The 20,849-nt window shown below is 55.2% G+C and carries 20 protein-coding genes; 5 read left to right on the top strand and 15 right to left on the bottom strand.

Annotated features, from left to right (window positions below; all coding sequences use genetic code 11):
• Positions 1–44: 44 nt before the first annotated feature.
• Positions 45–929: a CPBP family intramembrane glutamic endopeptidase gene (locus AC2FNU_RS10885; RefSeq protein WP_496788071.1), complete on the bottom strand. Its 885-nt coding sequence runs from the start codon at positions 927–929 to the stop codon at positions 45–47.
• A complete protein-coding gene (locus AC2FNU_RS10880; RefSeq protein ID WP_496788070.1) occupies positions 922–4,029 on the bottom strand; it encodes an ABC transporter transmembrane domain-containing protein in 3,108 nt (1,035 codons plus the stop codon). Before AC2FNU_RS10880 ends, AC2FNU_RS10885 begins: the two co-directional genes overlap by 8 nt.
• A gap of 249 nt (positions 4,030–4,278) precedes the next feature.
• On the opposite strand from AC2FNU_RS10880, the gene AC2FNU_RS10875 reads away from it, so the two are divergent.
• From AC2FNU_RS10875 to AC2FNU_RS10865, 3 genes are all read left to right on the top strand, one after another.
• Positions 4,279–5,040 (top strand): DUF6478 family protein, encoded by a 762-nt coding sequence (locus AC2FNU_RS10875; protein ID WP_496788069.1) that lies wholly within the window; start codon positions 4,279–4,281, stop codon positions 5,038–5,040.
• 11 nt (positions 5,041–5,051) lie between these two features.
• The gene (locus AC2FNU_RS10870) at positions 5,052–5,411 is read left to right on the top strand and encodes a hypothetical protein (RefSeq protein WP_496788068.1); all 360 of its coding nucleotides are present in this window, start codon (positions 5,052–5,054) and stop codon (positions 5,409–5,411) included.
• A gap of 78 nt (positions 5,412–5,489) precedes the next feature.
• Positions 5,490–7,016 carry an MFS transporter gene (locus AC2FNU_RS10865; protein ID WP_496788067.1) on the top strand — a complete coding sequence of 509 codons (1,527 nt, stop codon included), beginning with the start codon at positions 5,490–5,492 and terminating at the stop codon, positions 7,014–7,016.
• Positions 7,017–7,127: 111 nt separating this feature from the next.
• On the opposite strand, the gene AC2FNU_RS10860 is transcribed toward AC2FNU_RS10865, so the two are convergent.
• The 7 genes from AC2FNU_RS10860 to AC2FNU_RS10830 form a co-directional block, all read right to left on the bottom strand.
• On the bottom strand, positions 7,128–8,468 hold the full coding sequence (locus tag AC2FNU_RS10860; RefSeq protein WP_496788066.1) for a S41 family peptidase: 1,341 nt from the start codon (positions 8,466–8,468) through the stop codon (positions 7,128–7,130).
• 6 nt (positions 8,469–8,474) lie between these two features.
• A complete protein-coding gene (locus AC2FNU_RS10855; RefSeq protein ID WP_496788065.1) occupies positions 8,475–9,605 on the bottom strand; it encodes a murein hydrolase activator EnvC family protein in 1,131 nt (376 codons plus the stop codon).
• A complete protein-coding gene (gpmI, locus tag AC2FNU_RS10850; RefSeq protein WP_496788064.1) occupies positions 9,602–11,119 on the bottom strand; it encodes a 2,3-bisphosphoglycerate-independent phosphoglycerate mutase in 1,518 nt (505 codons plus the stop codon). The genes AC2FNU_RS10855 and gpmI overlap by 4 nt, the downstream gene beginning before the upstream one ends.
• Before the next feature lie 103 nt (positions 11,120–11,222).
• Positions 11,223–12,893, bottom strand: coding sequence for a sulfatase-like hydrolase/transferase (locus AC2FNU_RS10845; protein WP_496788063.1), 1,671 nt, complete (start codon positions 12,891–12,893; stop codon positions 11,223–11,225).
• 70 nt (positions 12,894–12,963) lie between these two features.
• Complete coding sequence (gene nqrM / locus AC2FNU_RS10840) at positions 12,964–13,200, bottom strand: (Na+)-NQR maturation NqrM (protein WP_496788062.1); 237 nt, start codon at positions 13,198–13,200, stop codon at positions 12,964–12,966.
• A 14-nt stretch (positions 13,201–13,214) separates the two neighbouring features.
• Positions 13,215–14,240 (bottom strand): FAD:protein FMN transferase, encoded by a 1,026-nt coding sequence (locus AC2FNU_RS10835; protein WP_496788061.1) that lies wholly within the window; start codon positions 14,238–14,240, stop codon positions 13,215–13,217.
• Positions 14,241–14,306: 66 nt separating this feature from the next.
• Entirely contained in the window at positions 14,307–14,492 is a 186-nt protein-coding gene (locus AC2FNU_RS10830) for a hypothetical protein (RefSeq protein WP_496788060.1), read from the bottom strand.
• A 124-nt stretch (positions 14,493–14,616) separates the two neighbouring features.
• Between AC2FNU_RS10830 and AC2FNU_RS10825 the strand changes: the two genes are divergently transcribed.
• Positions 14,617–15,141, top strand: a complete 525-nt coding sequence (locus AC2FNU_RS10825; protein ID WP_496788059.1) for a CBS domain-containing protein — start codon at positions 14,617–14,619, stop codon at positions 15,139–15,141.
• A gap of 2 nt (positions 15,142–15,143) precedes the next feature.
• Here the strand turns inward: AC2FNU_RS10825 and AC2FNU_RS10820 are convergent, their stop codons facing one another.
• Positions 15,144–15,860: a metallophosphoesterase family protein gene (locus AC2FNU_RS10820; protein ID WP_496788058.1), complete on the bottom strand. Its 717-nt coding sequence runs from the start codon at positions 15,858–15,860 to the stop codon at positions 15,144–15,146.
• 232 nt (positions 15,861–16,092) lie between these two features.
• Here AC2FNU_RS10820 and AC2FNU_RS10815 point away from each other — a divergent pair, with 232 nt between their 5' ends.
• The gene (locus AC2FNU_RS10815; RefSeq protein WP_496788057.1) at positions 16,093–17,106 is read left to right on the top strand and encodes an NAD-dependent epimerase/dehydratase family protein; all 1,014 of its coding nucleotides are present in this window, start codon (positions 16,093–16,095) and stop codon (positions 17,104–17,106) included.
• Positions 17,107–17,157: 51 nt separating this feature from the next.
• Here AC2FNU_RS10815 and nqrF read toward each other — a convergent pair whose 3' ends face one another.
• The 5 genes from nqrF to AC2FNU_RS10790 all read right to left on the bottom strand — a co-directional run.
• On the bottom strand, positions 17,158–18,381 hold the full coding sequence (gene nqrF, locus AC2FNU_RS10810) for an NADH:ubiquinone reductase (Na(+)-transporting) subunit F (protein ID WP_496788056.1): 1,224 nt from the start codon (positions 18,379–18,381) through the stop codon (positions 17,158–17,160).
• A gap of 10 nt (positions 18,382–18,391) precedes the next feature.
• Positions 18,392–19,000, bottom strand: a complete 609-nt coding sequence (gene nqrE / locus AC2FNU_RS10805; protein ID WP_050603817.1) for an NADH:ubiquinone reductase (Na(+)-transporting) subunit E — start codon at positions 18,998–19,000, stop codon at positions 18,392–18,394.
• Positions 19,000–19,653: an NADH:ubiquinone reductase (Na(+)-transporting) subunit D gene (locus AC2FNU_RS10800; protein ID WP_170710614.1), complete on the bottom strand. Its 654-nt coding sequence runs from the start codon at positions 19,651–19,653 to the stop codon at positions 19,000–19,002. Before AC2FNU_RS10800 ends, nqrE begins: the two co-directional genes overlap by 1 nt.
• Complete coding sequence (locus AC2FNU_RS10795; protein WP_496788055.1) at positions 19,653–20,468, bottom strand: Na(+)-translocating NADH-quinone reductase subunit C; 816 nt, start codon at positions 20,466–20,468, stop codon at positions 19,653–19,655. Before AC2FNU_RS10795 ends, AC2FNU_RS10800 begins: the two co-directional genes overlap by 1 nt.
• The coding region (locus tag AC2FNU_RS10790) for an RnfABCDGE type electron transport complex subunit D (protein WP_496788054.1) at positions 20,461–20,849 on the bottom strand (389 nt) is incomplete at its 5' end. The genes AC2FNU_RS10795 and AC2FNU_RS10790, both read right to left, overlap by 8 nt.

The raw sequence follows: 20,849 nt of genomic DNA, 5'->3' as shown, positions 1-20,849 counted from the left end.
ATGCAGTGTTGACGTCAAATAAGACGCAACGGAAGGAAATGCAATCAGCGCCTGAGCGCAAGTCGCGCGGCCAGCCAGCAAACGAACATCATCACCAGATCCACCACCAGCCAAGGTCTTAGTTGTTCTGCGTCGGACATGTCAAAGGGCAGGACGAACAGAGACAGCCCGCTCAGGCTATCGGGTAGAGAGATGAACAACAAAGCAATGACATTGTTGAAGAAGTGCAAGGCTATGGCAGGCCCCAAAGTTCCTGCTCGGGCCGTCAGATCCGACGCCAACAGGCCAAAAACAAAGGCCCAAAGCGCGATCAACAGTGCGTTGCCCCCCGCCGCGTCGACCGAGTAATGCCCCGCTGCAAACAAAACCGATGGCACACCCATCCAAATGACCGGCGAGTTGAATCGGGCCGCAAGGGTTTGCTGGATATAGCCGCGAAACAGGATTTCTTCGGCACTGACCTGAACCAGGACGGCAACACAAGCAACCGGAAGTAAAAGTAACCAGGTGGTCAGTGGCAATTTTTGGGTCAGCTCTCCTCCCATACCATAGGGAGGCAGCAGAAATCCGATAACGCCTAGTATCAGCAAGGCCTTCAAAACTCTGACAAACTGCGTCACCGCCAGACTGCGGTCACCTATGATGGACCATAGTGTTCGGTGTTGCAGCTTGTGTGCTGCGATGGCCACGCCGAAAGTTATGAACCCAAAACTGACCAGCAACAGAATCAATGCCAGGGGCGATCTTCCCGACAAGAGTTCCTGCGCCCACTCGTTCGGACCCATCGCCACGAGCACAGCAAAGAAAACCATGTTCATAAGGCTTACCAGCACTCCGATGAGCAATAGACCCAGAAGCAAGCGCCAAAGTTCAGGCCGCCTGTGCGCGGTTTCTGTCAAATAAGCATGCGCGAAATAGGCCTTAGGCATGGTTATTCGAACTCTCCGGCTTTTCGTCCTGCGTCACTTTAGGCAGCACTTCTTCTGGGTTTTGAGCAGCGGAAATCCTGTTAGACAGCGTCGTCAGGTAGCCTGCAACTGTTCGAAGTAACTGCGTGGCAACGGTTGCGTCACTTTCCACCACTGCGCGCAATTCTTCGGCCCCAATACGCAGGAAAAGACAGTCCTCGGTTGCGACAAGATCCAATTGACGGTCTTCACCAGTGATGATCGACAAGTCACCAATAAGGCGACCCGGTTCAATGATCGAAATCGGGCGTCTTGTTCCGTCTTCGTTGAACCAATCCAACCGAGCCTGCCCCGAAATGCACAGATAAGCGGCGTCCGGAGCCTGCCCACGCGAGAAGATGACCTGCCCGGCCTTGACTTCATACCATTGGGCCGAGAAAGCCAGCAGCCGCTGGTTTCGCCCGTCCAGACCTGAAAACAATTCGGTGGCCGATAGAATTTCGAGCTTCCGACTCAGATCGTCGGTTGTGCCACCTAAATCTTCAGGTTTGGTGCGCGATACTCCGTCAATCCGCCCATCCTTGATTTCCACAAACAGATCATAAGCTTCGGGATGAGCAAAATGGTCTTCCATGAAGATCATGATCGAGTCTGGCAAAAGCTCTCGCAACTTCAGGCGGGTGCGCAACCGGCTTTCCGAATCGTGGCTGGCCAGTGCTTTGTCCAGAATGAGAATATCGGGGCGCTTGATCCCAGCGCGTGAAAATGCGGCGCGTTCCTGAAAGACGGTCGGCAGATTGTTCCCGCCCAAACCAGAGGGCAGATCATAGATAATGGCGGCAGCCCTGCGGCGCAGACCCGCTTCGTTCAGGGCCTCGGCCACTACGTCTTCGATTTCGTCCGCATGTGCGCCTGCCATCAAAGACACGCGCCCATAGATCGCGTTCTCCATAACCGTCAGCCGAGGGACGTAGAGATCGGGAGTGACGGGCGTAAACAGCCCATCCAATGTGTCGCGCAACCGCTCGGCATGGCTTTTGCGGATCGTCAGGATTTTGTCTTTGTACTCTTCGGGGAAATCCGGGCCGATCTGCTCGGCTGTCAAAAGGAAAGGTACAGTCAGCAGCAAAGCACGGTCTTCCGGGCTGAGTTCCGTCTCACCTTTGGCTTTGCGCTGATCTTCTATGTCGAGCAACCGGTGAAACATTTCTTTCGACATGCCAAGCCGCAGGAACAGGGGGTGGTCGGCACCGTCCCGTCCGAATGTTTTGCCGAGAGTATCAAGGACTGCGTTGGAAATGCTCAGAGCTTCGTCAGCCAAATCGTGTAAATTGAGCATTTTTACAAATCGGGCATCCTCGACAAGAAAGTCCGGCGATATATCGCGGGCCGGTGCGGCATAAAGCAGATTGCCGCCCAGTGGAACCGCCGGATTAAAACGTTCCGGGTCGAAGCGATAGACATACCGATCCAGACCTTTGTCTTTCAAACGCTCGGCAATCGTTTCCCGAAGGTTGACCACTTCTCGCGCCAAAACAGGGTGAATTTCGGGGTCAAACTGCGTGCGCAGCGTACGACGGAACATGAACTCGTCGATGCCCATGGCTTCGACAAGTTCGAACCACCAATCGCGAATACCCTCGATATCGTCCAGACCTGCGAGACCGGGATCAATCCATTCATCGTCCAGCGAGTCGGGTGGATTACCTGACCGGACTGCTTCGATTTGTTTGCGGGACGGCGTTCTCCGAGCTTCAGCGTCGCGTTGGGGATGCGTGCGCAAAGGCATCATCAGGTTATCGCCCAGAGTTCCATCAAACAGATAGGGGCGCGAATAGGCATAGCCAATCCGGGCCGCAATCACCGCTTGGTGCAGATCATTCAAGTTGTAATCCGATACGATGACGTCCCCTTGTGCAGGCAGAACCTCACGGGTCAATAGCTGACCCAGCGCGCTTCTTTCCGAAGCGTGAGAAGATTGAATGGCAACGCGCGCGCCGTGCGGAATTGTCAGATCCAGATCTTCCAGAATGGTTTTGCCGTCGCTATCGCGAACCGTCACGTTGCGCAGCTCAATTGCCCCATCCAAGCGCGGGATCGCTTCGGGTTCGCCAGAAAACAGCTCTTCGGGGATCATGTTGTCGGGGGCGAACCGTTCAGTCACAACTTCCCAACGCAAAGACATGTCCTGAACCTGGTTGTAGTAGGTCAGCAAATCCTTCCAAGGGCCACTCAGATCCTTGTAAGCCCCAAGTGCTGCAACCAAAGCACCCACCGTCACCTCACCCGTGATCGCCAGATAACCGCCCACGGAATAGAACAGGAACGGCGTCATCTGAGTGATCAGATTGTTGAGGAACTTCATAAAGAATTTCTTGTTGTAGATCTTGAAGCGGATCTCGAACAATTTCCCCAAACGGTCGCTGAACTGGGCCAGACGATAGCGCCAGCCGCCATTGGTGCGCAGGTCACTGATCCCAGCGGCGCTTTCACCGATTTCCGAGCTCAGACGCCGAACTTCCTGAATACGGTCTTTGTTCAACAGGTTGATTTGGCGCTGCAATTTAGGAATCAACCAAGCCTGCAACGGGATCAACGCGATACTGGCCAGCCCGAACCACACGCTTTGCATGAACAGGAACGTGACAATGGTCATCATCTGGCCGAACTGGAATACGGGCTGCGCAATTGCATCGCCCATCAAACCACCCATCGGCTCGGCCTCGGATGTGATCATCGAAACAAGCTCGCCCTGGCTGGTCGTTGCGAAATAGGACTTTGGAAAGCGCATCGAACGTTCAATCAGCGTAAAACGCAGTCGACGCAGCATACGCTCGGCCAGAACGCCCTTCATCGTATTGATGCGCATCTTCATCAATCCGCTGGCGATCACAGTGCCTAGAAACGCTACGCACAATATCAGCAGGTAGTGGACTTGCGATACCGTGATACCCCAAATGGTAACCGTATCACCCGGAGCACCGATAGCATCATTGATGATCTGCTTGGGCAGTTCCAACGAGGCGTAAAGGAACGGAAATGACAGCACTGTCAGCAACAACAAGACTAACTGCTGTTTCTTCGAGTACTTCCAAATGAAAGAAAATAATGTGGGCTCCATTCACTGGCCTTATCGATAGCTAAACGGATGTGTGGCTAAAACTGGGTGACCCATGTTGCAGGGCCCGACGGTACGCGCTGACCCTGCCCTTTGCAAGGCAAGACAGGCACGCGCGCATCCGTTCGCGCCTAACCGAAATTTGCTTTGCGCCCAACTGAAAAACGCGGGGCAAAGATAGCAATTTCGTTATTGCGGGTTTGTTCCCGAAGGCGTCTTGACTAAAGAGGCTGTGTATCGGACGACGAGGCCATGGGCAGGATTCTGGATCGCTATCTTTATCGCAAAACACTGGACCGTTGGCGGCGGGCTGCACAGCATGTGCAAGACGCAGGACAAGCGGACCTGCGGCAGCAGCGTGATCAGGCGCGTGCGTTGCGAAGCCATCTTGATCAGTTGATCCAAACAGCCGATTCCCGCCTTATCCGCCCACAGATTGGATCCATGCAGTTCGCCAAGCCTGTCGGCACGGACTGGAGTTGCAGACCGGACCTGTGGCGCGGACCGTTGGCGCAACCCGGTGTTGCATCGGCCCCGCGCAAAACGGCATTGGATGCACACGTCAACCTGTTTCATGACTGTCCTCTGTCCGAGATTGCCGTGCGCCAAATCCGAAATCGGGATGCAGGCGATCTGGCCCCGTTCAGTCTGGCTATTGAGGTCTTCAGTTTTGAAGGCTCGTTCCTTTCGGTATCCGTCGATCTGCCGGAGGGCGCGACACAGAACCTTACGCGTGAGCATTTGATACGGATGGAAACCGTCATTGACAGCGAACGACCCATGGGGCTGTTCGCGCGCCTCAATATTCAACACGGTCCCAATTCTGAGCAGGTGCTGCGGCAGTTGAATGCGTCAGACGCCCAGAATGCCGTAGATTTCGATCTGGCCCATCTGCCCCTGAATGAGCGACGGATCGAAAAGATCTGGGTAGATTTGATCTTTGAGGCTCCAAGCATGAACCGGATGGCAGTGCGGGATCTGACGTTCTGCCGCTTTCATCGTGCCGATCTGTGAGGCAATCGGATATGACACACACCAACTTGACGTTTATCCGGTTCGAAGACGGGATTTGGCAAGGTCACATTCAGTCGGAACGGGAACCTTCGGTTGACGTGCGATACCAGGGCGAAACGCTGGAGAATGTCATCCTTGCACCCGACAAAAGCGGATGGGACCTGAGAATAACGGTGCCGGTCTCAGCCCTGTCTGAAGGTGTACACAGCTTTATCATCTCCGATGCGTCAACAGCGGAAAAGCTTGGAGATTTCACCATCATCGCCGGTGAGCCGGCAGCAGATGATCTGAGGGCCGAAGTCGCGTTGCTGCGAGCTGAACTGGATATGCTGAAACGCGCGTTCCGCCGGGTTTGTCGGAGCGACGACTAAGCCTGTCAAAGCCAAGTCACTATCTTTTATACCAATTTCCGTGCATCATGGGCGTATTCAAAACGGGTCGCGTCTGACATGGACCGCAGTAGCATTGTTAAAGTCATCGCATTGATGGTGACAGGATTTGGCATCGGCATTGATTTTACCGGTGCTCTGATGCTGGTCCCCGCGATTGAAAACAGCTTTGACGCAGATATCACCAGCACCCAATGGGTTTTGAATATTTACGCCTTGTTTTTTGCGATGACCATGGTAGCCGGAGGACGCCTCGGCGATATGTACGGTCATCGAAAGATGATGATAATTGGTCTGTGCATTTTCCTGTTTTCGTCGGTGATGTGCTTCGTCTCGCCCAACCTTGATTTTTTGATCCTGGCACGCGCGCTGCAAGGTATTGGCGCTGGTTGTGTTTGGCCCTGCACACTTGCGTTTGGGGCAACTAAAGTGTCCAAGCCTGAACATCGGGCGCTTGTAATGGGGCTCATTCTGGCAGGTGTGACCACTGGCAACGTATTTGGTCCGATGATCAGCGGATTGGCGGTAAACTTGGGCGAATGGCGGTATTTCTTCCTGGCCAACGTCGTCTTCTCTTGCATTTCGATGGCCACCGCTCTGATCCTGATGGAGCGCGAAACGCAGCACAAACAGGACGAGCATCTCGACCTGGCTGGCATGGGCCTTTTGGCGTTTGCGGTTCTGTTCTTGCTGTATGCGCTGGATGTTGGCGCGGATTGGGGATGGACGTCGGTACCGTTGTTGATGCTTTTTTTCATCAGCGCCGTGCTGTTCCTATTGTTCCCAAAGATAGAAAAACGCGTTACCGAGCCTTTGCTGCTGCCGCAAATGATGCAGAACCGTCAATTCAAGATCACACTTGGTCTGAATATGTTCAACGTTTCAGCCGCCTTTGTTGGATTGCTCTATTTTCCACAGTACATGCAAAAAGTGCTGGGCTGGTCGGCGTTTGAATCCGCATTGGGGCTTGCGCCGCTGACCGTTTTGCTGGCGGTAGGGTCGATTGTTTCAGGCACGCTGTACAATGATTTCGGACCCAAGCGACTGCTGTTCTGGGGTTATGTGATTGCCACACTCGGCGCCGCGTCAGTTGTCATACTGCCAAGCGATCTGGGTTATTTCCGCATTCTTCCGGGCATGGCGATGATCGGGTTGGGCGCGACGCTCACCGTTGGACCATCGGGAACAGCTGCTGTCTGCGCGGTCAAGCCCGAGCGGGCCGGACTGGTTGGTGGGCTAAGCTTTATGACCCATCTGGTTTATGGTGCCATATCCGTCGCCTGTGCCACCGCTGTCATGTATGTCGTAAGCCTGTCAACGCTGCGCGACAGTTTGAACGCCGTCGGGATCAAGATGACCGAAGCAGACCTGAAAGCAATCAATGGAGGTACGCTGGATACGCCCTCGGCCCATGCGGTGATCAATCATTTGAGCGCCGGCGATTTGGCAAAGGTTCAATCCGCATTGTCCGATGCTTTTAACAGCGGCATGAGCATGGCGTTTGTCTTTTCGACAATATCCGTATCGGTTGGTATTGTACTCGCCCTGCTGCTGGATGAGAAGAAACTACACAAGATTGAAAGCTAGGGCGCTTTCTCTAACTCTTGTTTCTCACGATGCCGGCCGGGCCGTTTTGCAAAATACGATCAGCGCCGCGCACCTAAAAAAAGGGCCGCGTTCAACGCGGCCCCTGTTTTGTTATTGAGACGGTCCGTTGGGATTGAAAGCCGACAGGCCTTTAAGGATATCGATGGCATAAGCCAGTTGATAGTCCTCTTGCCGCAGTTCAGCGGTAGCTTCGGCCTTGGCACGATCTTCCTCGATCTGACGGATCTCATCCTCGCTGAGGCTGTCATTGTCCAGGCTGCCCCGCAGTTCGGCCTCGGATCGGCTAAAACGGTTGTCCTCTTCCTCTTCAGCCTCGGGCTGCGGGCGCGGCTGTTCTACGATGATATCAGGGCTGACACCCAGGGCCTGAATAGAACGACCCGACGGAGTGTAATAGCGGGACGTGGTCAATCGCATGGCACCGTCACCACGCAGGGGCATCACCGTCTGCACAGAACCTTTACCGAAGCTTTTCGTGCCGACAACGATTGCGCGGCGGTGATCCTGCAAGGCACCAGCCACAATTTCGGACGCCGAGGCAGAACCGCCATTGATCAAAACAACGATTGGTTTGCCTTCAGCCAGATCGCCGGGCGAAGCATTAAAGCGCTCGCCCTCTTCCGGATCACGGCCACGGGTCGAAACGATTTCGCCTTCGTTCAGGAACGCATCCGAAACTTTGATCGCCTGCGTCAGCAAGCCGCCAGGGTTGTTGCGCAGGTCCAGAACAAACCCATTGACCTTTTCGATGCCACCGGCTTCCTCGATCTGTTCCTGCAACCCTTCTTTGAGGTTCGGGAAGGTCTGATCGTTGAACGTGGTCACACGCAGAACCACGCTGGTGCCTTCGGTGCGCGCACGAACAGCCGTCAGTTTGATCGTGTCACGAATGATCGTGACGTCGAATGGGTCCGGCTCACCCTCGCGAACAACAGTGATCACAATCTCGGAACCTACCGGGCCACGCATCAGGTCAACAGCCTTGTCAAGCGTAAGACCCAGAATGCTCTCTCCATCGACATGAGTGATGAAGTCACCAGCCTCAATTCCGGCTGCGTCGGCAGGGGTGTCGTCAATTGGCGATACGACTTTGACAAAACCGTCTTCCTGCGTGACTTCGATGCCTAGCCCGCCGAACTCACCCCGTGTTTGCACACGCATCTGTTCGGCATCGTCGGGCGAAAGATAGCTGGAATGCGGGTCAAGCGAGGTCAACATGCCATCAATGGCGGCCTCGATCAGTTCTTCTGGTTCGACCTCTTCAACATATTGCGCGCGGATGCGTTCAAAAATGTCGCCAAACAGATCCAATTGTTCATAGACGCTGGCCTTGTTTTCAGCCTCCTGCGCCAGCAGGGGTCCTGCTATCTGGGTTGTTGCAAGAATACCTGCCACAGTTCCGGCCAGACCGGCCATCACAAATCTCTTCATACTCGCTTATCCATCCTTGTCGGTCCGAAACCATGATTCCGGGTCCACGGGGCTATTATCTTCTCTTACCTCTATATAGAGCGTTTCTGAGCGATCAGTTCCAGTGCCATCACCGCTTGTTGACAATATTGCGCCAATTTCGGGCGATTCACCGGGCATCAACCCGACCGGAGTGCCTTCGGGGATCACCTGACCGGGCTGGCCATAGACCTCTTGCAAGCCGGAAAACACAAAAAGAAGCCCTGGTTGCGGCTCCAAAATGACCAGATTCCCCAGATCCAATAAGGGGCCTCGGTATCGGATCGTGGCCGCCGTGGGTGATGTGACCAAGGCGCGCGGACGTGTTCCCAGCACCAAACCGGCGCGTGTCACACCCGCAGCGTCTGTTTCGCCAGCCTTGTGCAACATGACGCCCTGGACCGGTAAAGCAATCTGCCCTTTCTGACCCGAAACATCCGCGTCGGTTTCGACAATCTCACCCTCCGAGATTTCGGACAGACCGCTAGCAAACCCATCCAACGTTTCCGTCGACGAAATCAAAATGGCCGTGCGTACCGGGTCTTCGGTAAATCGTCTGGGTAGGTCTGTGCGATCGGCAATGGCCTCGCTCAAACGCGTGCGCGCGTCCTGCACCCCGCTGAGACCTTCGGTCAGGGTTTCTGAAGCGCTTTGCTGTAACAGACGCAGTGTCTGCACTTCGTTAAGATCGTCCGCCAGAGCTTGCGCTTTGGCGTTAAGGCCCGGAGTGACCTCGGACAGCATCATACCCGCGCGCGCCGCACCCAAAGGCCCGGAAGGGTGCAACATCAAGACCGGAGGTTCTGTTGTTTCGATGGTTTGTAAAACGCCGATCAACTGCCGGACATCCTTTTCGCTGGCCCGCAGTTCGGCGCTTAACTGAGCTTCGCGGGTTGCAGCTTGGCGCAGCCCCTCTCGCATCGCGCTCAACCCCGCCTCATAGGCCTGGATCGTTTGGGTAAGCGCGCGCACGCGATCTCTTGCACTGTCGGCTTCGGCTAGCGACACAGAGGCTGCTTCCAGCATCTCTGCCGCCTCAAGCGCCGCCTGCGACGAGTCGGTTTGGGCCAAAGCCGAAGATGCTGAGATCAAAAAAGCCGCAATTGCCACCAGTTTCATGACAAAAGGCTTTCCCCGGTCATCTCGGGAGGTTTTGGCAGGCCCATGAGGTCAAGCAGTGTGGGGGCCAGATCCGACAACCGCCCCTGCCGCAATTGCGCCCCTTCAGGTCCGCCCACCAGTGCCACCGGCACCGGGTTCAGTGTGTGGGCGGTGTGTGGACCACCTGTTTCGGGATCAACCATCATTTCGCAATTGCCGTGATCGGCGGTGACAATCATCGCACCCCCGGCTTTTTCCAGTGCGGCAACAACTTGCGCCAGACCCTGATCCACTGCCTCACACGCTTTGATCGCGGCCTTCAGATCACCGGTATGGCCGACCATGTCAGGATTGGCATAGTTGGTGACAATCAGGTCATACCCGTCTTCGATGGCCTCAACAAACTTGGCCGTCACCTCAGCCGAAGACATTTCAGGTTGCAGATCATAGGTCGCAACTTTTGGCGATTTCGGCATAAAGCGGTCTTCGCCCTGTTCAGGCGTCTCTTTGCCGCCGTTCAGGAAGAAGGTTACGTGTGGGTATTTCTCGGTTTCAGCCAACCGGAACTGGCGCAGTCCTTGTTTCGCCACCCATTGCCCCAATGTGTTCACAATGGCCCGCTTCGGGAAAACCGTCGTCATATAGGCGTTGTGGCCGTCTGAGTATTCGACCATGCCTAGCAGCGCTGACAATTTGGGGCGCGGGCCAGTTTCAAAGTCGGAAAATCCGGGCTCGCCAATGGCACGGAGGATTTCCCGCGCCCGGTCAGCTCGAAAGTTGAGGCAGAAAAACCCGTCTCCTTCTTGAACACCTTCGTATCCCGAAAGAACTGTCGGGGTGATGAACTCGTCGGATTCCGACTGGTTATATGCATGATCGACCGCACCATGGGCGTTCTGCGCCGCCCTGCCCTGCCCGTTGATCATCGCATTATAGGCTTCGCTGACACGCTCCCAGCGGTTGTCCCGGTCCATGGCAAAGTACCGCCCACTGACAGTTACAATGCGCGCGTTTTCAGGCAGTCGCTCTTCCAGTTCCGCGATATAGGACAGCGCCGATTTCGGTGCTACGTCCCGCCCATCGGTGACTGCGTGCAGCGCAACTGGGACACCCGCATCGGTGATCGCGGTCGCTGCGGCGACGATGTGGTTCAGATGCCCATGCACGCCACCGTCCGAGACCAAGCCCATCAAATGCGCTGTTCCCCCCGACGATTTCACTTTGCTGATAAAGTGTTGCAGGGCTTCATTTTCGAAAAAAGACCCGTCTTCGATTGCCAGATCGATCTGACCCAGATCCATTGCGACAACGCGGCCCGCGCCGATATTGGTATGACCAACCTCTGAATTGCCCATCTGCCCGCTGGGCAGACCTACATCGGGTCCGTGGGTGATCAAGGTCGCGTGGGGCCCGTTGGCCATAATCGCATCAAATGTCGGGGTATTCGCCAAGTATGGCGCGTTGGCTTTGGTGTCCTCGGACAGACCCCACCCATCAAGAATGCACAAGACAACAGGTTTGGGCGCGGCCATAGAAATTCTCCGATTACTGCTCTTGCGGCCTTTTCTATCCTTTGGCCTTCCAGGGGTGAACCACCTTTACGTCGATGAAGAAGAATTAATCCACGCAGGAGAGTCAGTCCTTAAGGTAGCTCCTGTAAGGGCGTGCTTTGCGATTGCGGTACTTCACAGTCAGGTCCAAAGGCGCGTCGTTTTCGTCATACACACCTAAAACTATGCCTCGGCCTCGGCTTTTAGTGCGCATGTCTATCAATTGTTGTTCCGATCGCGTGGTGCGCTGTGACGGTCGTCGTGCCCATGTGAAAAGGTGATCATACATCTCGGCGATCACGTTTGCATGGTCAGCGCTGTTACCCAGATCGTTCAGTTCTTGAGGATCGTTTTCCAGATCAAACAGGATCGGTCTGTGACCGCCCTCGCAATGGATCAGTTTCCATTTCTTGTTGGCGACCATGAATATTACTGCTTCGCGAACCGACACTCCCACAATATCGGCGATCGGTGAGCCTGAGTAATCGTATTCGCAGATGACAAAGTCCCGGGGCACCTCTTCTGCGGTCCCATGCAGGATGGGCAGCAACGAATGACCTTCAAGGATATGAGTGGCAACGTCATCGCCTGCCACATCAACAAAGGTTGGAGCCAAATCGATGGACTCGACCAGCGCATCACTGACCGTGCCGCGTGTCGCATCTGCCTCGGGTGATGGATCATAAATGATCAGTGGCATTTTAGTTGAAGCATCGTGAAAAAACGTCTTCTCTCCCATCCAGTGATCGCCCAGAAAATCTCCATGATCCGAGGTCAGAACGATCATCGTGTCTTCCATCCGCCCGGTTTTTTCCATCCAGTCGAACAGGCGACCCATCTGGTCATCTGCTTGTTTGATGAGGCCCATATAGGCCGGAATCACAGCCTCTCGCACGTCCTGGCGAGAAAAGGTCTGGCCAATCTTTGTGTCCATAAACGCCTTGAGCACCGGATGCGCATTCTGTCGCTCAGCCTCGGATCGCACCACGGGCAGGACATGTTCTGGACCATACATGGAGGCATACGGTTCTGGTACGATGTAAGGCCAATGCGGCTTGATAAAGCTCAGGTGACAGCACCAAGGACCATCGTGCTTTTCCATAAACTCGATACCGCGACCGGTCAGGTACGGTGTTTCGCTGTCTTTTTCGGCGATATTGGCCGCTTCGGGAGCGTTTTTTAGAAACCAGCCGGACAGCACGTTGCCCTCGGCATCCAGACCGGAATTGGCAAAGTCATGCCAAGGGTTGTCGCTCTCATACCCTTTGGCCCTGAGGAACTTGTTATATTCCTTTGCTCCGTCCGGGTCGTAGTACCCGTCGGGCCCTTCGGGTAGCATACCGTCATCGCGTTCGAAAACGTCAAAGCCGCATTCGGCAACCCGGGCACCGATCAGGCTGTCAGGTTCCAGCCCCAACCGCGCCATGCCTTCGGCATCGGCGCGCATGTGGGTTTTGCCGACAAGCCAACACTCCATTCCGGCCTTGCGCAGATGATCGCCCATCGTGATCTCGCCAACTTTCAACGGAATACCGTTCCAGGACGCCCCATGCGAATGCACGTACCGCCCGGTATAGGTCGACATGCGCGAACTGCCGCAGATTGGTGACTGGATGTAAGCGCGGTTAAACCGGACGCCTCTGGCTGCCAGGCGATCGATGTTGGGGGTATGCAGGTGTGGATGTCCGTAACAGCTCAGGTAATCCCAGCGTAGCTGGTCGAACATAATGAACAGGATGTTTTTTGCCTTAGCCAATACCACGCCCCCAAACCTTATGGAGACCTAGTTAGCCATTTCTGTCCGCAGTGCGAAGCAAAACTTCGCTTCAGACCTGACGTTCCATCTGCTCCAGCATCTTCTTGGCGCGCTTGCATTGCAGCTGATCGCGCAACGGGCTGTTGGGATCCACGTCTTTTTGGCAGACAACGCATTTATCAGCACCCGAGATGGCATTCAGACCACCACAGCTGCCTTTGATTGTCTTGCCCATCAGCATGACGCCGAGTGACATACCCACCATGACGAGGGCGAGAAGAATAAAAGCCAGAATAAAAGTGCTCATCTCAGCTCCACCAGTCAGTTCGATTCCAGCGCGCCTTTGAACGCGGTGCTATGCGCAGTAATATAAGCTTCTTCACCGCCTGTCACATCCCGCGAGATGAAATACACGGCAAGTTTATGCTCTTCAGCCAGTTTCAGGCCCTTTTCTTGACCCAAAGCCAGCATCGCGGTGGCCCACGCATCGGCCATCATCGCGTTTTCGGCCAAAACTGTGACAGAGGTTGTCCGGTGCGTAATCGGGCGTCCCGTCGTCGGATCGATGATATGCGAATAGCGCACGCCGTCTTGTTCGAAGAAGTTCTTGTAATCGCCCGAACTGGCCATGCCCAGGTCATTCACTGACACGATCAGCTGAATGCTCTGACTGCCAGTTTCCGGTTTTTCGATGCCGATGCGCCAGGCTTCGCCCTTTTCGTTCTGACCCTTGGCGACCAGATCACCGCCAATCTCAACCAGGTAATTCTCGATCCCGGCATCCCTCAGGGTTTCAGCAACCGCATCAATGCCGTAACCTTTCGCAATTGCAGACAGATTTATACCCACGCTGGCGTCAGATTTCGCAAGAGTTCCGGCTTCGGTATCCAGCGTCAGCAGACGGCTTTGCCCGACACTGCTCAACGCGGCCTGGATGTCAGCATCAGACGGCACCGGATCTTCGGGCTTACGAGGGCCAAAACCCCATAGCTCGATCAGCGGGCCAAGGGTCACATCGAAAGTACCGCCAGTTTTTTCGTGCACGTCGTTGGCAGCAGCGATAACCAGAGCGAATTCGTCTGAGATAGGCATGGGGTCTGTACTGGCGGACGCCGAAAAGACAGAGACCTCGGAATTCGGGTCCCAGTTCGACATCTTCGCGTTGACCTCGGCCAATGTCTGATCGACTGAAGCCGCGAGTTTGGTCTCGTCCAGATCGTCGCCTATGGCAGTGATGTTGAAGGTTGTCCCCATCGTTTCACCAGACAGGCGGACCACTTCAGGCTCCTTGTCCAAAAAGCAGCCGGAAAGAAGGGCAACAAGGGCCACTGATGGCAAAAGACGCATGGGGCGAGCTCCGGGAATTTCTGTGCTCGGCATATGCCAGTCACCCTTGTCAGAGTCAAATCAGCATCACAGTTTCAAAGGCATGAATCCTAGCAACAAAAGGCCAACCCCGGCGGGTACTCCGAACAGCCACGCCCGTTTCTGCCATCCGGGGGTCTGCTGCTTCCACGCCATGCGAAAGTTGTGACCACACACAACGACCGCAAAGAAGATCAAAGCGGCGACGGGCGGTGTAAGATAGAGCTCACTCACAAGCGTTAATGTCCTTTGCCGTCCACAGATTTCGCTCATTTGAGCAATTGCACCCTATACAGGCCATGTACCTGCGCTAAGGTGAAAGGGAAAGACATTGCAAGACCGAAGAAGGAGATTGCCTATGGCCCCAACCTCGTACCAGGCGCCGATGCGCGGTGACAAAGAGGACAAGACAACGTACAGCCAAACGACGGGGTCCAATCTTGCGCAGTCGCAGACAACTGTAGCCAAACTGCTCGCGGGCAAAGGAGAAGATGTGTTTTCCGTTCGCCCGAATGAGACGATCCATTCCGTCGTCAACATTCTTAAAGAAAAGCGGATCGGTGCAGTTCTTGTGACGGATCAGAACGGAGCATTGCAAGGCATCCTGTCGGAGCGCGACATTGTGCGGCGCATGGCAGACACACCAGGCCAGACCTTACCGCAGTCGGTCGAAGATCTGATGACCAAGGATGTAAAGACCTGCACACCTGACGATCTGCTGAACGATGTTCTGAAAACGATGACCGAAGGCCGTTTCCGCCATATGCCCGTGCTGCGTGACGGCCATTTATGTGGCGTTATCACCATCGGAGATGTTGTGCATTTTCGCCTGAAAGAGCTGGAGTATGAGGCCCTGCGGATGAAGCAGATGATTGTTGGCTAAGATCAGGTCGTCGAAAGGAACCTGACGCCTCCGTCCTCGATTTCCGCTGCCGTTAATCGGCCTGAGACAAATGCCCCCGTGTCAATCGACAGAACCCTGTTTCTGACACGGGGTCGGTCTACGATCGTGTGACCGTGCACTACCCACTGGCCATCGTCGCGCGTGCGCCTTGGAAACATAGGATGACCCCACAGGCAGATCTGCCGGTCCTGACTTTCGACAGGGTGTCGCGGATCTAACGCTGCGTGAACAAATGTGACGTTGCCGCTGGTCCAGGTCAGAGGCCGATCTGCCAGCCAATCGATCAGAGTTTGCCCCATCGCCTGACGCAGGCCATCGGCCAGTTCTTTAGCCTGATCACAGTCGTCGGGATCGCTTGTCAGTTTTAACCCAAACGAAGCAAGTGTCTGCACCCCTCCGTTGCGGAACCATATCCGGGCATGACCGTCCGGATCATCAAGAAAACGCAACAACATTTCTTCGTGGTTGCCGAGAAGACAATGCACGCGCCCGTCTGACGCTGCGCTTAGATGATGAAGATGGTGCAGCACTTGCGCACTGTTTGGCCCTCGATCGATGTAGTCGCCCACAAAAACCAATGGGTTTTGACCGTCCAGACGTGGCAGAAGCGCGTGCAACAAGTCCAAACGGCCATGAATATCGCCAACTGCGGTCACTTGTGTGCCGGGCGCAATGTCGCAATGCACCGTGTCCGTCATTGGTACTGCCGCGCGGTGAAACCGCTGTCTGATCCAGTTCGTAATCATGCGCCCTGATCCCTACCCTTCCCGGCAATTGGCGGCAATCAACATATGTTTGAAAGCGCAAAGTGTTGACCAACCGCATCTTGTTGTCCGATATGGCCTTCCAAGTGACCGAATTCCATTGATCTCACTCAAGAGAACAAGTTTCTCGGTCAGCGATGATTTGGCGGTGCTTGTTGAGGGTTTTATGAAGCGGGTTTTTATTACGGGCTCTGCGGGGTTCATCGGCTTCCATCTGGCCAAGCTGCTTCTGGCAGAAGGGTTCCGGGTGCATGGCTATGACGGACTGACCGACTATTACGATGTGACCCTGAAACAACGCAGGCATCAGATCCTGTTGCAGGCCCCCGGGTTTACTGCGACCGAGGATCGATTGGAAAACTATGACCGTCTGGTGCAGGTGGCCGACGAATTCCAGCCCGATGTCATCGTTCATCTGGCAGCTCAAGCCGGCGTGAGACACAGCCTCGAGTACCCCCGAAGCTATATCGAATCTAATGTCGTTGGCACGTTCAACGTGATGGAAATCGCGCGTCAGCATGAGGTCGAGCATCTGTTGATGGCTTCGACCTCGTCAATCTATGGTGCCAACGAAGAGATGCCGTTTACGGAGACGGAAAAAGCCGACACGCAATTGACCATCTATTCGGCCACCAAAAAGGCGAATGAGGCGATGGGGCATTCCTATGCGCATCTGTGGAATCTGCCGACAACGATGTTTCGGTTCTTTACGGTCTATGGGACCTGGGGGCGGCCCGATCTGGCCTATTTCAAATTTGTTGCCGCTATTCTGGAAGGCCGTCCAATCGATATCTACAATCATGGGGACATGTATCGGGACTTCACTCATGTTGAGGATCTTGTGCGCGGGATCAGGTTGCTGATCGATGTGCCACCAGTGCGGCCCGCCAGTCGCGCAGATATTGAAGATGGCGACAGCCTTTCTCCCGTCGCGCCCTATCGCATCGTCAATATCGGAAACGGTGACAAAGTGCGCCTGATGGATTTCATCGAAGCCATCGAAGAAGCAGTTGGACAGAAGGCCATCAAGAACTTCATGCCGATGCAGATGGGCGACGTTCATGCGACATGGGCCGATAATCGCCTGTTGCAGCGATTGACCAATTACCGTCCGCAGACGGACCTGAAAGACGGCATTGCCCAGTTCGTTGCCTGGTATCGGGACTATTACGGAAAATAACGCTGTGAGACGGCCAAAAGAAAAACCGGCTCTTAATGCGCCGGTTCTTTTTTACCCACCGAAATCGTCGAGCATGATATCTTCGCGGTCCACGCCCAGATCCAGCAGCATGTTGATGACCGACTGGTTCATAATCGGCGGACCACACATGTAGAACTCGCAATCTTCCGGCGCGGGGTGGTTCTTGAGGTATTCTTCGAACAAGACGTTATGGATGAAGCCGGTATAGCCTTTCCAATCATCCTCGGGCTGCGCATCTGAAAGTGCGACGTGCCATTCGAAGTTGTCAAATTCCTCGGCCAGTTGGTCGAAATCCTCGACAAAGAACATCTCTTTCTTCGACCGGGCACCGTACCAGAAGCTGATCTTGCGATCGCGGTTTTCCAAACGTTTGAGCTGGTCAAAGATGTGGCTGCGCATGGGGGCCATGCCCGCACCACCGCCAATGAATACCATCTCTTTTTGGGTCTCGCGCGCAAAGAATTCGCCAAACGGGCCCGAGATTGTGACCTTGTCACCCGGTTTCAGGTTGAAGATGTACGACGACATCTGACCTGGAGGGATGCCCTCGGAGCCCGGAGGCGGTGAGGCAACGCGGACGTTCAGCATGATCATGCCCTTCTCGTCCGGGTAGTTCGCCATCGAATAGGCGCGTTCGATCGGTTCTGCGACTACCGACTCGTACTGCCACAGATTGAAGCGATCCCAGTCCTCGCGATATTCTTCTTCCACGTCGAAATCGGTGTATTTCAACTGGTGCGCAGGGGCTTCAATCTGAATGTAGCCACCGGCGCGGAAGTTCACATCCTCGCCTTCCGGCAGATCCAGAGTCAGCGCTTTGATAAAGGTCGCAACGTTCTCGTTCGAGCGAACGGTGCATTCCCATTTCTTGACGCCAAAGACCTCTTCGGGGACTTCGATCTCCATGTCCTGTTTGACCGCAACTTGGCAGGACAGGCGGTCACCGCATGATGCCTCACGTTTGGTGATGTGGCTTTCTTCGGTCGGCAGGATCGACCCGCCGCCTGAATGCACCTTCACCCGGCATTGCGCACAGGTACCGCCGCCACCGCAGGCGGAGGGGACAAAGAGTTTCTCGGCCGCCAACGTTTGCAGCAGTTTGCCGCCAGCGGGCACCGAAACGGTTTTCTCACCATTAATTGTGATGTTCACATTGCCCGTCGACACCAGTTTCGACCGGGCGGCCATGATAACGGCCACCAGACCCAGAACGATGACAGTGAAAAGGGCTACACCTAAGCCAAAGGTTTCCATTGCGCCCTCCTTACAGTTTCACGCCCGAGAAGGACATGAAGGCCATCGCCATCAGTCCAGCGGTGATGAAAGTGATGCCCAGACCCTGCAGGCCGTCTGGAATGTCCGAATATTTCAGCTTTTCGCGAACACCCGCCATCGCAGTGATTGCCAGCGCCCAGCCAAAGCCGGACGACAGACCATAAGTTGCCGCCTCTGCAAAGTTATAGTCACGCTCGACCATGAACAGCGAGCCACCCAGGATGGCGCAGTTCACCGTGATCAGCGGCAGGAAGATTCCCAGCGCGTTGTAAAGAGGCGGGAAATACTTATCCAAAACCATCTCGAGGATCTGAACCATCGCCGCGATCACGCCGATATATGAGATCAGGCCAAGGAAGGTCAGGTCCACATCCGGGAACCCGGCCCATGCCAGCGCACCCGGCTTGAGCAGGTAATTCAGCAACAGATTGTTGGCGGGCACGGTGATAGCCTGCACGACCATGACCGAAATCCCCAGACCCAGCGCTGTCGAGATTTTCTTCGACACGGCGATGAAGGTACACATCCCCAGGAAGAAGCTGAGCGCAAGGTTTTCGACAAAGATGGCCTTTACGGCCAGTGAGATCAGACCTTCCATCAGTGGGCCTCTACCTGCTGAATTTTGTATTCACGCTCTTCCACCTGGTTCGGCTTCCATGTGCGGAACGCCCAGATGATCAGACCGATGATGAAGAACGCCGACGGCGGCAGCAGCAACATGCCGTTGGGTACGTACCAGCCACCGTTGTTGACGGTCTGCAGAATGGTTACACCGAACAGCGAACCGGCACCAAACAGCTCACGAATGAAGCCAACCAGCAGCAGGATCAGGCCATAGCCCATACCGTTGCCCATCCCGTCGATGAAGGACGCGACAGGCGGGTTCTTCATGGCAAACGCCTCGGCGCGGCCCATAACGATACAGTTTGTAATGATCAGGCCGACGAAGACCGACAGGGTTTTCGAGATCTCAAACGCATAGGCTTTCAGGATCTGGTCCACCAGGATCACCAGCGAGGCAATGATCACCATCTGCACGATGATCCGGATCGAACCGGGGATCTGGTTGCGCAGGCACGAGATGAAGAAGGACGAGAACGAGGTCACAAAGATCACCGCCAGCGCCATAACCATCGACACCTGCAGCGACGAGGTTACCGCCAGCGCCGAACAGATGCCCAGCACCTGTAAGGTGATCGGGTTGTTGTCGACAAGCGGGTCGACCAGCATCTCTTTCTTGGTCTGAGACATTAGAACTCTCCTGCTTGCAGTTTGGCCAGGAACGGAGCGTAGCCCGCATCACCCATCCAGAATTTCACCAGGTTGTCGACACCGACCGATGTCAGGGTCGCCCCTGCCAGCGCGTCGATATAGAAGTCGGGTCCGGCGGCCGGCTGCGATTTCGATACGGTGATTTGCAGATCACCATTGTCATCACGCAGTTTCTTGCCATTCCACAGCGCTTTCCAGCGCGGGTTGTCCACCTCGGCACCAAGGCCGGGGGTTTCGCCATGCTGATAGAATTGCAGGCCGTAGATGTCGTTGCCGTTGTTCTCAAGCGCGATAAAGCCATAGAGCGTGGACCACAGGCCATAGCCGTGCAGCGGCAGGATCACCTTGTCCAGCTCGCCCGCATCGTCGCGCAGCAGGTAGATCACGCGGTATTTCGATTTGCGACCAATGCCTGCCGGGTCATCGTCCAGCGCAACGCTCAGCTCTGGGTCGCTGGCGGCGGCGATGTCGTCGAAGGTGGCCGGGTCGAACTGATCATCGACGAAATCGCCGGTAGACAATTCCAACACATGGGGTTCGAACGCGGCAAAGGCTTCAGAGACATCGACCCCCGGTTCGTAGACGCCAGCAACCTGCAAGACGTTGACCTGCTTGTCTTTCAACGCGTTGGCTTGTTGCACCGGGCGCAGGCTGACCGCAGCGGCAGAAACAACCATTGAGGCGACCAGGCAAACGGCGACCGCAATGAAGATCGTCTTACCGACCGAGTCCGGCGAAGCTGCCAAAAACTTGGCAAGTGCGCCTTTGGGTTCTGGGGATTGCGTATCAGACATGGCGACGCGCCCTCCGTTTGATGTTGGCCTGAACGACGAAATAGTCGATCAGCGGTGCAAAGACGTTCCCGAACAGAATTGCCAGCATCATACCTTCGGGGAAAGCCGGGTTGATCACGCGGATCATCACAACCATGACACCAATCAGCGCACCGTAGATATAGCGACCCACGTTGGTGTGGCTTGCTGAAACTGGTTCAGTCACCATGAAGGCAAGACCAAAAGCATAACCGCCGAGCACGATATGCCAGTACCACGGCATCGCGAACATCGGGTTCGTGTCCGATCCGATGAGGTTCAGCAGCAGGGTAAAGCCGATGGTTCCGGCCAGACAGCCGACAATCAGCCGGTAGTTGGCGATCTTTGTCGTCAGCAGGAAGG

It is taken from the genome of Ruegeria sp. BHSB064, assembly GCF_059613205.1.
Note: the sequence above shows the minus strand (reverse complement) of the source record. Positions and strands in the feature narration are given on the sequence as shown.

Excerpts from the sequence above, each read along its gene's own strand:
- AC2FNU_RS10885 (WP_496788071.1), bottom strand. The coding sequence starts at position 929 with ATGCCTAAGGCCTATTTCGCGCATGCTTATTTGACAGAAACCGCGCAC.
- AC2FNU_RS10880 (WP_496788070.1), bottom strand. The coding sequence starts at position 4,029 with ATGGAGCCCACATTATTTTCTTTCATTTGGAAGTACTCGAAGAAACAG.
- AC2FNU_RS10875 (WP_496788069.1), top strand. The coding sequence starts at position 4,279 with ATGGGCAGGATTCTGGATCGCTATCTTTATCGCAAAACACTGGACCGT.
- AC2FNU_RS10870 (WP_496788068.1), top strand. The coding sequence starts at position 5,052 with ATGACACACACCAACTTGACGTTTATCCGGTTCGAAGACGGGATTTGG.
- AC2FNU_RS10865 (WP_496788067.1), top strand. The coding sequence starts at position 5,490 with ATGGACCGCAGTAGCATTGTTAAAGTCATCGCATTGATGGTGACAGGA.
- AC2FNU_RS10860 (WP_496788066.1), bottom strand. The coding sequence starts at position 8,468 with ATGAAGAGATTTGTGATGGCCGGTCTGGCCGGAACTGTGGCAGGTATT.
- AC2FNU_RS10855 (WP_496788065.1), bottom strand. The coding sequence starts at position 9,605 with ATGAAACTGGTGGCAATTGCGGCTTTTTTGATCTCAGCATCTTCGGCT.
- gpmI (WP_496788064.1), bottom strand. The coding sequence starts at position 11,119 with ATGGCCGCGCCCAAACCTGTTGTCTTGTGCATTCTTGATGGGTGGGGT.
- nqrM (WP_496788062.1), bottom strand. The coding sequence starts at position 13,200 with ATGAGCACTTTTATTCTGGCTTTTATTCTTCTCGCCCTCGTCATGGTG.
- AC2FNU_RS10835 (WP_496788061.1), bottom strand. The coding sequence starts at position 14,240 with ATGCGTCTTTTGCCATCAGTGGCCCTTGTTGCCCTTCTTTCCGGCTGC.
- AC2FNU_RS10825 (WP_496788059.1), top strand. The coding sequence starts at position 14,617 with ATGGCCCCAACCTCGTACCAGGCGCCGATGCGCGGTGACAAAGAGGAC.
- AC2FNU_RS10820 (WP_496788058.1), bottom strand. The coding sequence starts at position 15,860 with ATGACGGACACGGTGCATTGCGACATTGCGCCCGGCACACAAGTGACC.
- AC2FNU_RS10815 (WP_496788057.1), top strand. The coding sequence starts at position 16,093 with ATGAAGCGGGTTTTTATTACGGGCTCTGCGGGGTTCATCGGCTTCCAT.
- nqrF (WP_496788056.1), bottom strand. The coding sequence starts at position 18,381 with ATGGAAACCTTTGGCTTAGGTGTAGCCCTTTTCACTGTCATCGTTCTG.
- nqrE (WP_050603817.1), bottom strand. The coding sequence starts at position 19,000 with ATGGAAGGTCTGATCTCACTGGCCGTAAAGGCCATCTTTGTCGAAAAC.
- AC2FNU_RS10800 (WP_170710614.1), bottom strand. The coding sequence starts at position 19,653 with ATGTCTCAGACCAAGAAAGAGATGCTGGTCGACCCGCTTGTCGACAAC.
- AC2FNU_RS10795 (WP_496788055.1), bottom strand. The coding sequence starts at position 20,468 with ATGTCTGATACGCAATCCCCAGAACCCAAAGGCGCACTTGCCAAGTTT.